The following is a 14522-nucleotide window of genomic DNA, read 5'->3' as shown; positions in this document are numbered from 1 at the left end:
CTGGTCATTTACCCAAGGAGCGAGAGATGAAGAAGTATGTGACACTCAGCTACCTGGGATCGGTTTCCGCTCTGGGGGTAGCGGCATGCTGTATTCTTCCAATGGCCATGATGTTGCTCGGCTTGGGTGGCAGTTGGTTGGCGATATTCGGAAAAATAGCGGAAGCGAGCTACTATGTTCTCGCCATCTCAACAGCGCTGATCGCGGTTTCGTGGTTCGTCGTGCTTCGAAACAGGACGTTGGCAAATCTGAAATGGTGGCTTGTTGGAAGCACGGCGATTACCGCGTTGGCATGGGTCATCGTGTTCAATGAGGCTCAAATCAACGATTATCTAATCATGCAGATGTGAGACAATGACAAAACAAACTGTGGTGCTGGATAGCACTTTGACCTGTCCTCGGTGTGGACACGTTGAAACCGAGAAAATGCCAACTGACTCGTGCCAGTGGTTTTATGAATGCAAATCGTGCAAGGCAGTCTTGAAACCGTTAGAAGGCGATTGCTGTGTTTTTTGTTCCTACGCAACTGTCCCGTGCCCGCCAATACAGTTAGGTGACTGCCGTTGTGGATAAGCGGGGCCGCAACCGCAACAACCAAGAAAGGTGTTGATTGTCCGCATTGGCTCGTCGGCCAAAGTTTGCAAAGTCTGGTTTCTGCGCATAGCTGACCTTAGTTTCCGGTGAAACATTTTGTACCTTGGGCTCAAGGTAACCACTGAAAGTGTACTCACGACTGGCCGTTTTTCTCGTGCGGCGGTGGTTGGCCGACGAGAGCCCAAACGCTCTATAATTGCGACTTATGTTAAATCTCGAACTCCCGGCTTTCTGCCACAAAACCGGTGCGCGTTTTCGACAGTTTCAGGAAAACGAATGTTTCTTCCGGTGATGTCTTGAAGGACGATGTGCGCAGTATCACTATTAGACTAAGCGTCCTAAAACCAAGTCTTGTTCATTGTTTTCACTCCCTGATTGGCTGCGTTCCAAGCCACAGCAGCTCACCGAAGCAAATCAAAAGCCCGCAAGCGAGCTTGATGCCGAACCGGTTGCGAAGGTCGGCACCAATATCGACCGGCCGGTCATCAATCTTTATCGACCCCATATCACCTCCGGGGATTGTCTGATTGTCACTGGGTATCAGGATTTCTTGTCTTCGCTGTCGATTTTGATGAAAGAATTGCCCGAACTGCGGGTTCTGGAAAACGACAGCGATATCCGGATACGGATATCGTTCGGGATCGACACAGCGAATACCAAAAGGCTGACCAACCCCAAACCAGTCACCGAAGAAATGAAACTCTACTGGCTGGAGCGCTCCGGGCTTCAAGTGGAAGAGGACCACGATCTTATCGCGGTGCTGGCAAAACACGCCATCAAAAGCGGGAAAATAGATTTGCGTGTCTTCGATCCGGAACTCGCAAAACGCAAGTTGGGGATATCTGGGGATCGGCGGCTACACTCAAAAATCGTCAGCTCGCCAAAAGGTGCCGTCGCCGGATCCGCAAACTTTTCCTACTCAGGGCTCTACAGAAACATCGAGTATGCCGATGACCTGGATGCGGGCACTCATGAACTTCAGGTCGAACGCACAGAAGCCGCTGAGCAGGCTTGGGATGTATCTGTCGATTGGAATACCGAAGCGCTGGAGATACTCGAAAAGCTTATCAAACCGGTGACCGCCGAAGACGCGATGGCGCGTACGATCTCGGAGCAAAAGGGGTTTGAACCCTGGCTCACCGGTGATCGAAAAGAGATCACGGGTCATACCCTGTTTGGGTATCAACAGGACCTGACCTATGAGGCGTGTTCCATCGTCTATGACCATGGTATCGCTTTCGTAGAAGCGCCAACCGGCTCGGGCAAAACCGAGATCGGATGTCACTTGGGAGAAGCTTTGACGAAGACCTACTCAAAGGTCGTGCCCAGCTCTCCGGTGCATGGTGTCGCGCGCAATAATGCGGTGGTGATTGCACCCCCTAAGGTCATCCCAAGTTGGGAAAAATACTCAACTCCATCTCTGGACGCGAAGCCGAATACCAAGTTGGCAAAACAGAACCTGCGAGGCGCTGGGGATGACAAGGAACCCGGGCTCAGGCTCGAACAATATGGCATTCTGATCATTGATGAGAGCCATACTGTTACACCGGGCTTTGAGCAGGCATCTCAAATGGCATCCGCTATTGAGCTTGCCCCGCCGAGCTGGAATGTTTGCCTGTCCGCAACCCTACTTGGGAACCGCGATGTCGATTGGTTGACCCATATGCAGGAGAAACGCGCGTCCATTTTCATGACGCCGACTTTCATTCAGGCCATGGGCGAGTTGTTCGAGCGCGAAACCCAAGTTCCTAAGGATATCTTCAACCAGGATGCGCAACTGGCCGTCCTATCGGAGCCTGACACGACGCTCACGCGAGAGGCTCGCAACGCACTCGCTCAGTTGGTTTCGCCGTTTTTGACACGCAGACAACGGAAATGCATTGGCGAGGACGAAGATCCGACCAAGCACAGTTATCCAAGACTAGAAAACCACGGGCGCCCGAAGAAACTTAAGGTGACAAAGCCTCAGCAAACGCGCCTGGATGAGATTGTTGCTCTCTGCAAAGAACTTGCGCCTGGCGGTCGGGTGACCGCAGTCGAGAAAAGCCGCTTCGGACACGTCAGCACGCAACAAAGCACGCAGGATCAGCTCCACATCCGAAACCTTTTGAACATTCTGCGCGTGAGTGCCGCCCAAGCCCATTGGGAGATGTCTCAAGGAGCTATTGGCAAATCGCTTCGCGACTTCGAGCGTGGTGGAAAATCGAAGAAAAAGGTATCCCACCGCGACCAGTCCGACATGTTCGCAGCACTGGGAATAGAAGCGCCTGAACCCACAAAGAAATGCGACGCTCTAAACCAAAAACTGGGTCTCAGTGTTCTCAAGGAGCTTGATGAGAAGCGGTATGAGGCGTGCCTGAGAATACAAAATGAAAAAGACAGGGTCGTCTTTCTCGCAGAACGGACGGACACACTCGAGATTTTTGCAGAAGCGCTTTCGCGCAGAGGTCACCACACCAACTATGTCGTGGGAAACCAAACCAAGGGTGAAGATCGCGCCGTGAAGGCGATCTTTGGAGATGGCCCCGACAGTTTCAAGCGTATCAAACAGGGCAAGTCCGTGGAGTCTTACTTCCGACCTGGAGGAAAGAACGAACCAAAAGGATCCGCATCGGTTTTTCTGACTTACAAGATGGCTGAAGGCATCAACCTTCAGTCGTCAGACACGCTGGTGTTGCTTGGTCTGACCTCGAACCTGAAAGAGCTCATCCAAGGTCTGGGTAGGATCGACAGGATCGATAGTGAGTTCGGGGTCGTCAATTACCACCTTGTTGATGTGCCAGTAGGTCAGTTTGCATCTGACGAAAAAATCGCCCAGCGCATAGAGAACTATAAGACATTGGCTGGGGAAGCGTTAATCGATGCTGTCCTGGAAGAAAGTAGGGAAGACGCAGAAGTGATCCTTGCAAGTGTTGTTGAGTATCTGCGATCCCCAAGGCAGCTTCGCGACAACAACTTTCACGACGTTCTGGAACGCACCAAACAAACAATCCCCGAAGACCGCTACAAACTCATCGACAAAGCCAAAATCCAGGGAACCTGGGGCGCGGAGTTGGCGCTCCTATCGGCCCGTGAGAAATTCACGGCGCTACATCTCAAAGGACTTAGCAAGAGCAATAGCTTCTTTCCGCCACGCCTGCTGCTTCTAAAGGATACTGCGCCAGGCCTGATATTGGAACGCGACCAGCTGGCCTGCGTCCAATCTCTGGAGACTGCATACGAACGGACCAGAAGCCTGGGCATGGAACACGCCCACATGTCTCTGGAAGATCTCTCCGAAGCGCTAGAGACGATTTCAGAGCAGATCGGCAAGCTGACCGAGTGGGACTTGCGCCCCGCTCGCGTTGAGAGCCTCATGAAAGCTTGCGCCGAGTTCATGGGACGCAAAGGTGGTGTAGAACTCAGTGATCAAGAGTGGTTTGGCCATCTGTCACTGCCTGCCGTGGAAATGGTGTGCGAGGCGTGGAGCCGTGAGCTTGATCCCTTCTGGGAACAAGCGAAACACGAAGTGCGTGACAGCTTCGCCTATGAGGATCTTCCCAAGGGGTACATCGCGCTTCAGGTTATCTTGGAAAAGCTCGAAAGCGATCATCCGGCGTCCGCTGAGATCCATGAAAAGATGGTCCGGGTCATCGAAGAAGCCGAGCAGGTATCACGCGACCACGAACCCGCAATTGGACAACGCATTTCAGTGGTGTTCTTTTCGGATGGTGCAGGCGAGCACTAGGCGGCCTCAGACAGCAGCGAAGCCAGGTCACTTAGCTTTACTAGGTGCCCTCGCGTCGTCTTACCTTCAATTTGCGCGCCATGTGTCTCAATCCCTTTGCTCTCAAAATCGGACAGTAGCTTTCGGGATGTTGTACCTCTTGACCTCGCCAGTGTCGCGACGGGCATGTACTCGCTTTGAAAGATCGCAAGGTGCTGTGGTCTGACCAAGAAAGACTCGCTTGGGCCGTGCGGAACTTTGTGAGATCCGAGCAGGCCCAGCTTGCACCAATGTGTCACCGCCTGAGCCTTCCAACCCGTTAACTTCGCGACATCATTTGCGGTCCAGTCTTTTGACAACCGCTGCGTCCCAAGTTCGCGGTCGATGTCGGAAACTGAAAAATGAAACTCACCAAGTCGCATGTTTTCTTCCGCAACAACAGGTTTGATAACGCCTGTGGAGATTTTCTGAAGAACATGCATCAAAGCAGCTCGATCAGTTGTGCGCCTCAGGTTGAGCTGATTGAACGGAATAGTTTCTCCCGCTTGAACTTTAGTGCAGTTTCGAATGTTTGTTGTGAGCTCTTTAAGGCTTTCACCGTCAATGCAGCCATCAACAAGTGGAGGACGGTATTCAGCAGCAACCTCGTGGATCAATTCTGACGCGCGAAGCAGATCAAATTGCTTTCTTGTAACACCAAGGTAGTCTCTGGCCTGCAACCCATCCCAATACCGCTTCCTATCCAGATAGATGTTCGAAATTTCGAAGCGTGGAATCATCGTATGCCGGTGCCCATACCCGCTACGGGCTTGCTTTCCGGCAATTTGACCTGACTGAACCTCAGCCACCAAGCGCTGTGCAGAAATTCCCAGTTCCTTGGCCGCTTGTTTAGCCGAGACCCATTCCCGAGCTTGCAACGGCGTTAGCTTTCCCAGGTAGGTTCCCTTGAACTCGGTTGAAGCAGCACGCGACACTGCATCTCTGAAAGGCTGGTACGCATCATCTTCGAACTTCATAAGTCTTTGATACCAGCTTCCGAGCATGGACGGCACAGAGTTGGATTCTGAATTTCCTGCCAGTATCAACCCTCGAACGTGTTCTTCGAACCCATTTGGCCAATGGTCAAATACAGTTGCCAACGGCTCAATCAGTTCCAACGAATCTGCAACGCTTTTGGGTGTTTGTGTTTTCCCAGACTTGCCCGTGCGGTTCTGAGCGAAACCACTCGCTAGGAAATTAATAAAAGCGCCAATGTCTTTTGGGACCTGACGCCCTCCTGCAAGGTCAAGAAACCGCTTGCCAACCGTTGAATCTCCCGCAATCAAGGCGGAGATGATCACTTCGTGGTCCTTTGCTGCCACCCGTGGGAAATTGGAGTAGCTAAAGCCACATCTGCATTTATCAAAGCCGCCGGACGTCGGACGCAATGTGGTTTTGCAGACAGGGCAAACATCTTGAAGACGCGTTTTGTGATGGTGACAGGCTGTCACCAAGTAATGACGCCAAGTTTGTTGAAAGGGGAAGCCATCGGCAAGACATGAAGGGCAAATCGGATCGCTATGATGCCGCTCGAAACGCCAGTTTAAGCTGGGTGACTCAGGTTTGGCAGAAGGGGAGATAGCAACCAACAAACCTTTCTCTAAGCCCATCTCTTGCTCAAAGTGCTCGATGTTCTCGACTAGAATTCGCCCATACTTCCGCCGGAACCGTGTCAAAAATTCAGAGACATCTCTGTATCCATTTACATGGGCTAGACGACGCAAGTATCCGATAAGGCTCTCGCCTTTCAATGGTGGTACTGCAAACAAACCCGGCACCTCATACACCTCGCATAATCGCAAGCTCATGCGACGTCATAGGCTCTACTTCGAGACCAGCATCTGCCATGACTCTGATGTATGACCTGATCAGCTCAGTATCCGATGGTGGTTCTTCTTGAAAAAACGACTGATACGGATCTCGCTCCAGGCCTGAATCCGTCGCTGCCCTGGCAATCGTTTTGGTGCTGTATTTTGAATTTTGGGCACCCAATGCCAGGGGCGCGCGCAGCACTTCCAACGCCACTGGCACACGTCCGCCGGAAACACCGTACAATCGCCGTACCATATCGTCTTGGTCAAATTCCAAAAGGATGCCGGACTCCTCAAGACAATAGAAGGCAGCAAAGATTGCATCGCAGAACGCGATACGATCAGCCTCAACGCTCCACCAATAGGGGTTCATTCGAATGGTGTTCAAACAGCGTCCCGCAAACTGCTCGTTGCTGTCCATAACCGCTTCGAACATTGGCAACCCAGCTAAAATCAGAGTGACTGAGGTTTCATCAACAATAGTCTTGAAGTGATCAGCGGCTTGTCGACGCGAGTGCCTAGTCAGAGTTTCGGCGCAATGGTTCACTTCGTCGATAATGATTGTTTGAATGCCGTGCTCAGCTACGAGCCGAAAGAGACGTTCTCGAATTTGGGCAGGTCGCTCTCGTTCTACGAAATCAAAGCCCATGCTTCGCAAGCAGGAACCGTAATAATCCCGCTCGGAAGGCCGTGGCGCAAGTCGGCCCAGAATGACATCTGAAGATACCAGAATAGCACTTGGGCCGTGGCGGTCATTTTCAACTTGTGCCTTCAAGTCCTTTGTCAGTTCTGTCTTTCCACATCTCGTCGGCCCCAAGATTGGTATGATCCGTCCACCCTCGGTTGCTGCAATATTCAAAAGACGTTTTATCTCCGAGACAGCCCATTCGTGGCGGCTATGTCGGATGAATGCACCTTGCAGAGCTCTACTAGTTGTTTGGTCCAGCATCTTTTCTTTCGACCCTTGGCAAGTTCTTTGATCTCGTAACTGCGAGCTTGTTGTGACCAACCTCTGACCGTATTTGGTCAATTAGTTGTGGTTCTTTCAAACTTCTGTTCTGCATATCAGCGGCCCGCAACTTGTCGATTTCCGCAGAGCGGTTCCTTTGCAGTTTAGTTTTTTTGCCCTGCTTATACGTCCTGCGCGCTTGGATATCTTTGTGGATCTCCAAAGCCGTTTTGATTGGTCCGTTGTGTTTCGCCTTGGGTGACCGGCATTCTCTTAGCTCACGATAAGAAAGTGCTGCCAAGTCTTTTGCTTTGTTGGACGCGCGCACCAACTCGCCTGTATGCGGATCCACGACCAAAATTTCCCTAGCATCAAGTGGAGCATAGCGTATTTCAACACGCTGGCGCGGGCCTAGTCGTCGGTACAGCCTTGCCAAGTCTTCAGAGTTGTATTGCATACTCTCGAATTCGATACCGTAGTGCCACAGAGTTCGAGATTCGGATTGGATCATCAGCGCTGCGTGATGCTCGTCCAAAGACGGGGGTTCTGGCACTATGTGTTCATCTGCCAATCTGTCCCAAGCGGCGCTAGGTGTTTCACCCCGTTTAAAGATGTCTTGGACTTTTCTCCTCGGAGTTCTTCCATATTCGTCGTAGCGCCAGCGTTGCATTATTGAATTGAACACTCTTAGCGTCAGACGGGCTTCATCCATTGCTTTTTTGGTTCGATCCCGGTCGGGATATGCCTTTGACTTAGTCGCACCCGGAAGCTGGCTGACTTTGCTTCGAACTGCCCCGAACAAGTTTTCGATAAACGGCTTTTCCTGGGGTTTTCGAGGTTGCGCCCAATGGCCATGGACACCAGCAACTTCGATAAAAGCATCGATGGGTTCGCCCACGTTCTCTGAACCCTGATCCATTACAACCACTTTCGGCAGTGCGGCGATTTTTTTCCTGTTTACAATTTCGTGCTGTTCGAAAAAGTCTTCCTCTGGGTAGCTAATCATCTCCTTTAGAGCTTTGGCCACATGTTCTGATGATGGATCTGGTAGGAAGATCTGAAATGCGACAATCCAACTAGTAGCACAGTCAATCGCTGCACAAATCCACGGCCGACCTATTACCTCCCCGCTATCATCAACCAGCATTATGTCAGCTTTTGTGCAGTCCAATTCTATTTGATCATAAGGTGCTGTTATATCATAGTATTTTTGGGCAATTCGCATGTGTTGGCGCGCCTCGTTACTGCCCAGTTGCCACTTTAGAACGTCAAAATGAGGGATTGTGTGCACAATCGCTTCGACTGCCTTGCGTCCGCAGCACCCAGGTTTTATGCCATTCTCATGGCAAACCAACTGGTATTGATTATAAGCGTCGCTAGACAGACTTGTTAGATTTTGTCTGTCCGACGACGTATATTGCATTTCCAATAGATCGAGCACTATCTCGTGGAAAACGCTGTCAAACCTTGGCATACGATTTCCTGAATTGCTGTGCTTGGGCAAAAGCGCGTCCGGCCCGCCGCGCCGATACAATTTGACCCAATTCTGAACAGTCGATTGCCTCGGAAAACGGTTACCCTTGATTTTGAAGGTGGGTTCTTCGGCGAACTCGCGTTGAAGTATCGGTATGCGTTTTGCCCAATGAACGCCTTCCTCCCCAAGCTTTAGTGCATTTTCCACAATGCGTAGTCTGAGCTGAGCTTCACGTGCATCTTTAGCGGTTACATTACGAGGACGTTTGTCGAAGCCTTCTTCCTTCACTAGCCCATCGTGCACATGGTCACGATATTCTTGTCCAGATATCTCAAAAGGATCAACTTGGGAGTTCGATATCTGATATGCATCCCGCCCAGCTATCGCTCCATCGACAGCATAGGTTTCTCCCCTATATTTAATGGTTCTCTGGTGCCGCCTTTTGACAATCTGCTTCAAAATTCGATTACCTCCAGATGTCTTCGGTCGCGGTTTGCAGTCTTCAGGTTCGTGGATGGCCCAAGAGCTTCACATGAAAAATCGAACACCAGATAGCCATCAAGAATAAGGCGAAGAATCTTCGCTTGGGGGATGCCAATATTCTCTCTTAGTTCTTTGAACGTCACACGTTGCTGTTTGAGACACGCTATTTTGCTTGCAAGTTTAGGGGCGGTCTCTTCGGCTTGCCCTTGCAATAGCAGCCAAGCATTTCGATCAATCGGCCCCTGCAATAAGGACTCAGTTACAATGACAAGCGAGATTCCGACTTCGGCAAGAAGTGAAGGATAGTCCAGGTACTCAGGTTTCTTATCTATGTGAGCGCTGTGTTTGGCGTCCAAGTAGAACAAACGGCCGTCGACAAGTTTAACTTCTAGGTCTGGTGTATAAAGCTTAGGCCTGTACCGACGCCCTTCATAAGCCACTAGCGCCGCTTCTTTGTTTGCAAATGCTCTTCCGGTTCCCATGTCGATTGTGCAAGGCTGTGGCTTAAGCGAGACCACACGAGGGTCGACCTGCATGCAACGAACCAGTGCTGCTTCCATTTGGCTTTCGAGCTGAATGACGCCTGGGAACTTGACGCCAGACATTTTGCCAGCGCGTTTTTTCATTCCGCGCTTGTGAACGCGTCGGGCCGTCGGGGGTGCGTGTCGATCCATCCTCATACGGGCTCTATACATGCATCCATTCGCATTGGCAATGGGCTCGATGCGAATAAAATGATTGCGACCGATGATGACTGAAGACGAATTTCAAGATTTGGCCAAAACTGAAAACTGGATTGCCCTCGGAGCGTGGCTGAATCGCGTTGTCCAAGACAGCCAAGCCTGCGGGTACGCGTTTCCGGACGATGCACTCCAAAGCGTTGCCGCTATTAGAGGCACAAAGCCTGCAAGCCTTCGCAATCCGATGTCCGCGGCGAAATGGTTAGAACAGAACCGACCAGATCTTTTTGAATCAAAGCCCGACTGGCTGGCCATGATGCAAGTTATTTTGCTTTCAAGGATAGATCGGTATGACCCTAGGAAATCCAAAGAGATAGCTGATGCCGTTCTTTCAGGGGAGTTATCTCAGGCGGAAACTAAGTCTATTCTTGATGAAGTTCGATTGGCGGAGAAGCCTGCGGTCGTGATTGCTAGAGGTGGTTTTGGCGGCCAGCGAAGAGCCCGAGACTTCGAAGTAAACGCAAAAATGCTTTTCAAACAGAACACTAGTGACATCTTCAATGTGGAAAATTTGACTGTTCGAGAAGGCAGAACGTTCGAGCCTCTTGCCACAGACTTAATCGTATACAAAGGCTCGGAGCCTTTTGCGGCGATTGAGATCAAAGGCCCGAGGAATAGAATTGATCCTGGCTACTTGATTGACCAACTGGCAAGAGCAGCACTTCTTTTGAGAAAGGTTCCTCAAGTACTATACGTTGTTCCTGAGCAATCTGAGTACAAACTGGGTGAACTTGTAGCGATACGAGACAAACTCGAAATCGAAGGAATTAAATTTGGGACATTGCCGGAGAAAAGTCGGCTCGCACCAAAAGATCTAAAAGTTCTGGGATGATGCACTCTCTAATGTTGGGTGTTATGCCGTGCGCGAAGGTCTGCAATGCGCAGAAAGCGGTCTTTGCAAAGTCTTGCGGACGGCCCAGAGCGGACTTTTAAGTAGCGCGCCGAGAATGGCGGCTTCGAAAGCCACAGCGAACAAGCAAGCTGCCCAACCCGGACGATGTGCGCCGCTACTCGGTGTGTCACACCGCACGGATCTCGAGTTACTCGCGACCGACGTCGCGCCTACCTTGGTGGCGAGTGTGTGAAAGGCACTGCGGGTATTGAACGAAACGGGCGTTGCGTTGTTCGAACGTTGGCTTTGGCAACTGGCAAGAAGGTCAGACGGGCCTTAACGTGGCGCAACACGTCAGACACCGAGACTACGGACCAGAAATGAAATCCGAGATTCCAAAACACAGCGCAATCTGGGGACAGATCATTGTCGGTGAGTTGAAGAAAACAGGCCTTTCCGAGCGGGATATCCGAAAGGAGTTCGGGATAACCAGATCTCAACTCGAAGACCCGGATGCTCGCTGGTCCTTCGACAAGACTGCCTGGTTGTTTGAAAAGGCGAGCGCTTTGACCAGGGACGACCTTGTCGGATACCGCCTGGCACAGTCGCCGGACCTGGTCAGGAAGGCCGGGTTGCTCGCCTATGTCGGCGTTTCGGCACCTACCGTTGGCGGTTACCTTCGAAACATCACCCGTTTTCAGCGCGTGATCGGTGACGCGAGCAAGACGGCCATGGAAGAAGGCCCGGAAGCCACCCGGCTGACCTGGCACTACGATGTGCCAGCAAGCATTCCGACCGGGCAATATGCCGAGTTTGGAGCCGTTGGCACGGTCTTCGCCCTGCGGGACTACTCCAATCGGCAAATCCGTCCGACGCATGTTCGGTTCGCGCATCAGCGGCTGACCGGCACCGAGGCCCTCGACAGGTTCTTTGGCTGCAATGTCCTGTTTGGTGCCGCGGAGAACAGCATTGCCTTCAAGGCGGCTGATATGGATGTGCCGCTGTTGACGGCCGACGACAACTTGCAGCGGACGCTTTCGGTCATTTGCGAGAACACGCTGGCTCGGATGCCGCAGACACCCAACAGTGTGGCCCGGGTTGTTGAGAGGCAGATCACAGCGCGTCTTGCAGCCGGCACGGCCCAGCAGGACGCAATTGCGGCGGAACTTGGGATGAGCGCCCGAACGCTGGCCCGCCGACTGACCGACGAGGGCACGAGCTTCGCAGCGGTCGTCGCCAATCTGCGAAAGGCACTGGCCCGGGACTATCTGCTCAACAGCACGCTTCCGCTCACCGAGATCGCCTATCTTCTCGGATATAGCGACGCCAGTACCTTCAGCACGGCATTCCGAAGATGGTACGGACAGCCCCCCAGCGACTTCAGGGAGCAGCCAGCAACAGAAGCGCCCCTGGCATAGGGCGAACGATCTGAGTAGAGGCCGGACTGCTCGGATCATAGGCCCGCACTTTCACGTTTCTCCGTCTTCCTGAACCACCCTGACGCAACAAACCCGGCAGGCATGAGGCCTAACGGGTTTGAAGCAGATGCCGGATCTCTCCAGCGTCGGTTGGAAGGGGTAAACCGTTCCGGTTGTCTCGTTGCGGGATCAGCGCTTGTGCTTGTTGCCACCCTTCTTGCGATCGTCCTTGCGATCTTGACGATCCCGGTCTTCGGCGATCTTGCCACCGAGCGCACCGGCGGCTGCGCCGAGGGCCAGGCCGTCCTTGGCGTCGCCGCCGGTGATTTCGGTCAGCACGGCGCCGGCCACAGCGCCCTTGAGGGCTTTCTCACCGATGTCACCGGCATTGGCGGCCATCGGGGCAGCGAGGGCGAGTGAGGCGGCAAGGGCGGCGAATACGGTGTTCTTGAGGGTGTTTGTCATCGGTTCCAACCTTTCTGACGGTGGCGACCTCCGTGGCCGCCTTCTGTGGAAAGATCTAAGCGAACCGCCATGCCCCCGCTTGAGAGCATCCGACAGCTTCATTGGAATGGCTGACATTGCAGAGCAACAAGCCAAATTCGACGGTTGTTCTGCCGTCAAGACTTTCGCCTGACGCAATGCCAATCATCCAAGGGGTCGCCTCCTTGGCCGCGATGGCTGCATGGGCCGTTCCGGCGCAGGCACGACACTCCCAACCAGACGGCATTCTATCCGCCGCTACTCAGGTCAAAGATTGATCCGCAGCCTCAAGCCGAAAACGGTCGTGTCCTGATCGTTGAAGCCCGGGTTGATCATGTGCTGGACGTCCGCCGTCAGGGCGACATTGTCCGACAGGTCCAACCGATAGAAGGCCTCCATTGTGGTCTGGGTGTCGAGCGTTTCATCTACCGGGTCCGCAACGGTCGCGCCAAACCCAAAGAGGTCGTCATAGAGGCCCGGCCGCCATAGAAGTCCAGCGTTGGCTGCGCGTCGGGCGATCGGCGCCTCACCCTCCGACCAGCCGAGGCGTCCGTAGATCATGAATTCCTCGTTGATCGTGTGGTTGGCAGACAGGATCGCCCCGTAGCTCTCCGGCACGCCTGCCTCGGTGCGTTCATCGACGTGAAATACCCCGAGGTGAACGTTGGTTAGAAAGCGCTTCGAGCGTTCGGGCGTCCATCCGATCTCGGCGTATTTGTAGAACTCGGGGCCACCGGGAAACCACTCGACATCGGTCAGCGAGCCGTTTGCATCCGACAGGACACCGAGGGCATAGATCTGGTCGGTCAGGAAACCGCCCCCCGCAATGCCGAAGCCGGGATCGGGGATCGGCAGGACCGGGCTGAACAGGATCGAGAAATTGGAGAAAGTCGTGCGTGGGTTCACGTAGCCGAGGATGTCCGAGTAGTCTCCCGGATCGATCCGGCCGGCCACGAAACCGGCCTTCCCGCCAGCGAGCGTCTGGGACCAGTAGGCGACGGAGAGGGTCGTGTCGGTGTCACTGAATGTCGTTGCGGTGACGCCCGCATAGCCGATTTCCCCGGCAAGCCCGCTTGGCGCGATGTCCGTGCCGAGCAGATGGCGGTTCTCCAATGTGAAGACCAATTGCCCGGGATTTTCGCCGCCGCGATTGAGCAGCGTCCACTGGCCCAGAATGCGCGCCTGGCCCAAGGCGGCCTCGTCGATATCGGTCAGGCTCTCGGTCGCGGACTGGTAATAGGCCTGGTAGTCGAAGGAGAGGTTCAGGCCGGTGCGTTCGGCAAAGCGTTGCCGCGATGCCTCCAAGGGGTCCAATGCCGCATCCAGCCCCGGCCAGCGAGAGTCCTGCAACCGCCGCACTCGGTCTTGTTCCAGTTGGGCCTGCGTGGATGCCGGGCCACCGAGCGAGACCGCTGCGGCGGCCTCCAGGGCGGACGTTGGCCGGCTTTCCTGCGCCAAGGCTCCGGTTGATAACCAGAAGCCAGCGACGATGACCGTACCGAGAAGCCTTGCCTGTCCCATATGAGGTCTCTCTTGTTGCTCTTGATTCTTCTTCGGCCCGCTCATGCAAGTATCGCCAGTACGACATCCCGGCCCGTCCAGAGGACGAAGGCCGAAAGCGTAGCCGTGATCATGGCAGGCACACCGTCTTTCCAAGTGTCCCAGATCAGATGACAACCGATTGCGCCAAGCGACGTGCCCAGAAGGGCAGCGGCCCCGAGCGGCCCGAGCAAGCTGCCTTGAAACCAGATCGCCACCGCCCCGAAAAGCTCGACACCACCGACAAGCGCCATGATCTGACGGTTCAGCCCGTATTTGACGAACATCGCCAGTTGCGTTTCGAAGATGAGCTTCTGCCAGCCAAGGATCTTGATCGAACTGGCGAAGAGAAAGAAGGCGGACAGCAGGCCAATGGCAACTATTTGCATAATACGACTCCGCCGACACACACAGGGCTGAAGTTCATTTGATGTTCCCTTCTGGATCGTCCCGA

Annotated in this window: 12 protein-coding genes; 5 read left to right on the top strand and 7 right to left on the bottom strand. The window is 53.5% G+C overall.

All coding sequences use genetic code 11. The features are described from left to right. Positions 1-26: 26 nt before the first annotated feature. The 3 genes from ACR3E4_RS09365 to ACR3E4_RS09355 all read left to right on the top strand — a co-directional run bounded on the left by ACR3E4_RS09365 (position 27) and on the right by ACR3E4_RS09355 (position 4321). The gene (locus tag ACR3E4_RS09365) at positions 27-350 is read left to right on the top strand and encodes a hypothetical protein (RefSeq protein ID WP_480535288.1); all 324 of its coding nucleotides are present in this window, start codon (positions 27-29) and stop codon (positions 348-350) included. A 4-nt stretch (positions 351-354) separates the two neighbouring features. Next, a complete protein-coding gene (locus ACR3E4_RS09360) occupies positions 355-573 on the top strand; it encodes a GDCCVxC domain-containing (seleno)protein (RefSeq protein ID WP_480535289.1) in 219 nt (72 codons plus the stop codon). A gap of 379 nt (positions 574-952) precedes the next feature. Beyond that, on the top strand, positions 953-4321 hold the full coding sequence (locus ACR3E4_RS09355; protein WP_480535290.1) for a DEAD/DEAH box helicase family protein: 3369 nt from the start codon (positions 953-955) through the stop codon (positions 4319-4321). On the opposite strand, the gene ACR3E4_RS09350 is transcribed toward ACR3E4_RS09355, so the two are convergent. From ACR3E4_RS09350 to ACR3E4_RS09335, 4 genes are read right to left on the bottom strand one after another with little or no spacing between them, the layout of a single operon-like run. After that, complete coding sequence (locus tag ACR3E4_RS09350; RefSeq protein ID WP_170408647.1) at positions 4318-6147, bottom strand: TniQ family protein; 1830 nt, start codon at positions 6145-6147, stop codon at positions 4318-4320. The genes ACR3E4_RS09355 and ACR3E4_RS09350 overlap by 4 nt on opposite strands. Beyond that, the gene (locus ACR3E4_RS09345; RefSeq protein ID WP_480535291.1) at positions 6119-7099 is read right to left on the bottom strand and encodes a TniB family NTP-binding protein; all 981 of its coding nucleotides are present in this window, start codon (positions 7097-7099) and stop codon (positions 6119-6121) included. The genes ACR3E4_RS09350 and ACR3E4_RS09345 overlap by 29 nt, the downstream gene beginning before the upstream one ends. Next, entirely contained in the window at positions 7080-9032 is a 1953-nt protein-coding gene (locus tag ACR3E4_RS09340) for a transposase family protein (protein WP_480535292.1), read from the bottom strand. Before ACR3E4_RS09340 ends, ACR3E4_RS09345 begins: the two co-directional genes overlap by 20 nt. Then, positions 9029-9682, bottom strand: coding sequence for a hypothetical protein (locus ACR3E4_RS09335; RefSeq protein ID WP_480535293.1), 654 nt, complete (start codon positions 9680-9682; stop codon positions 9029-9031). Before ACR3E4_RS09335 ends, ACR3E4_RS09340 begins: the two co-directional genes overlap by 4 nt. A 121-nt stretch (positions 9683-9803) precedes the next feature. On the opposite strand from ACR3E4_RS09335, the gene ACR3E4_RS09330 reads away from it, so the two are divergent. Continuing rightward, positions 9804-10628: a hypothetical protein gene (locus tag ACR3E4_RS09330; RefSeq protein ID WP_170408651.1), complete on the top strand. Its 825-nt coding sequence runs from the start codon at positions 9804-9806 to the stop codon at positions 10626-10628. 380 nt (positions 10629-11008) lie between these two features. Beyond that, entirely contained in the window at positions 11009-12046 is a 1038-nt protein-coding gene (locus ACR3E4_RS09325; protein WP_480535294.1) for an AraC family transcriptional regulator, read from the top strand. Between the two features lie 189 nt (positions 12047-12235). Here the strand turns inward: ACR3E4_RS09325 and ACR3E4_RS09320 are convergent, their stop codons facing one another. The 3 genes from ACR3E4_RS09320 to ACR3E4_RS09310 form a co-directional block, all read right to left on the bottom strand. Continuing rightward, complete coding sequence (locus tag ACR3E4_RS09320) at positions 12236-12511, bottom strand: glycine zipper domain-containing protein (protein ID WP_170343544.1); 276 nt, start codon at positions 12509-12511, stop codon at positions 12236-12238. A 285-nt stretch (positions 12512-12796) separates the two neighbouring features. Then, positions 12797-14095 carry a carbohydrate porin gene (locus ACR3E4_RS09315; RefSeq protein ID WP_170364430.1) on the bottom strand — a complete coding sequence of 433 codons (1299 nt, stop codon included), beginning with the start codon at positions 14093-14095 and terminating at the stop codon, positions 12797-12799. Further along, positions 14092-14457 carry a DoxX family protein gene (locus tag ACR3E4_RS09310; RefSeq protein WP_170342826.1) on the bottom strand — a complete coding sequence of 122 codons (366 nt, stop codon included), beginning with the start codon at positions 14455-14457 and terminating at the stop codon, positions 14092-14094. The genes ACR3E4_RS09315 and ACR3E4_RS09310 overlap by 4 nt, the downstream gene beginning before the upstream one ends. Positions 14458-14522: the final 65 nt, after the last annotated feature.

It is taken from the genome of Ruegeria sp. AP11 (genome assembly GCF_056535865.1).
This window is presented reverse-complemented; position numbering and strand designations above follow the sequence as displayed.

Coding starts and splice junctions, on each gene's coding strand:
- ACR3E4_RS09365 (WP_480535288.1), top strand. CDS start 27: ATGAAGAAGTATGTGACACTCAGCTACCTGGGATCGGTTTCCGCTCTG.
- ACR3E4_RS09360 (WP_480535289.1), top strand. CDS start 355: ATGACAAAACAAACTGTGGTGCTGGATAGCACTTTGACCTGTCCTCGG.
- ACR3E4_RS09350 (WP_170408647.1), bottom strand. CDS start 6,147: ATGAGCTTGCGATTATGCGAGGTGTATGAGGTGCCGGGTTTGTTTGCA.
- ACR3E4_RS09345 (WP_480535291.1), bottom strand. CDS start 7,099: ATGCTGGACCAAACAACTAGTAGAGCTCTGCAAGGTGCATTCATCCGA.
- ACR3E4_RS09335 (WP_480535293.1), bottom strand. CDS start 9,682: ATGAAAAAACGCGCTGGCAAAATGTCTGGCGTCAAGTTCCCAGGCGTC.
- ACR3E4_RS09330 (WP_170408651.1), top strand. CDS start 9,804: ATGATGACTGAAGACGAATTTCAAGATTTGGCCAAAACTGAAAACTGG.
- ACR3E4_RS09325 (WP_480535294.1), top strand. CDS start 11,009: ATGAAATCCGAGATTCCAAAACACAGCGCAATCTGGGGACAGATCATT.
- ACR3E4_RS09320 (WP_170343544.1), bottom strand. CDS start 12,511: ATGACAAACACCCTCAAGAACACCGTATTCGCCGCCCTTGCCGCCTCA.
- ACR3E4_RS09315 (WP_170364430.1), bottom strand. CDS start 14,095: ATGAGCGGGCCGAAGAAGAATCAAGAGCAACAAGAGAGACCTCATATG.
- ACR3E4_RS09310 (WP_170342826.1), bottom strand. CDS start 14,457: ATGCAAATAGTTGCCATTGGCCTGCTGTCCGCCTTCTTTCTCTTCGCC.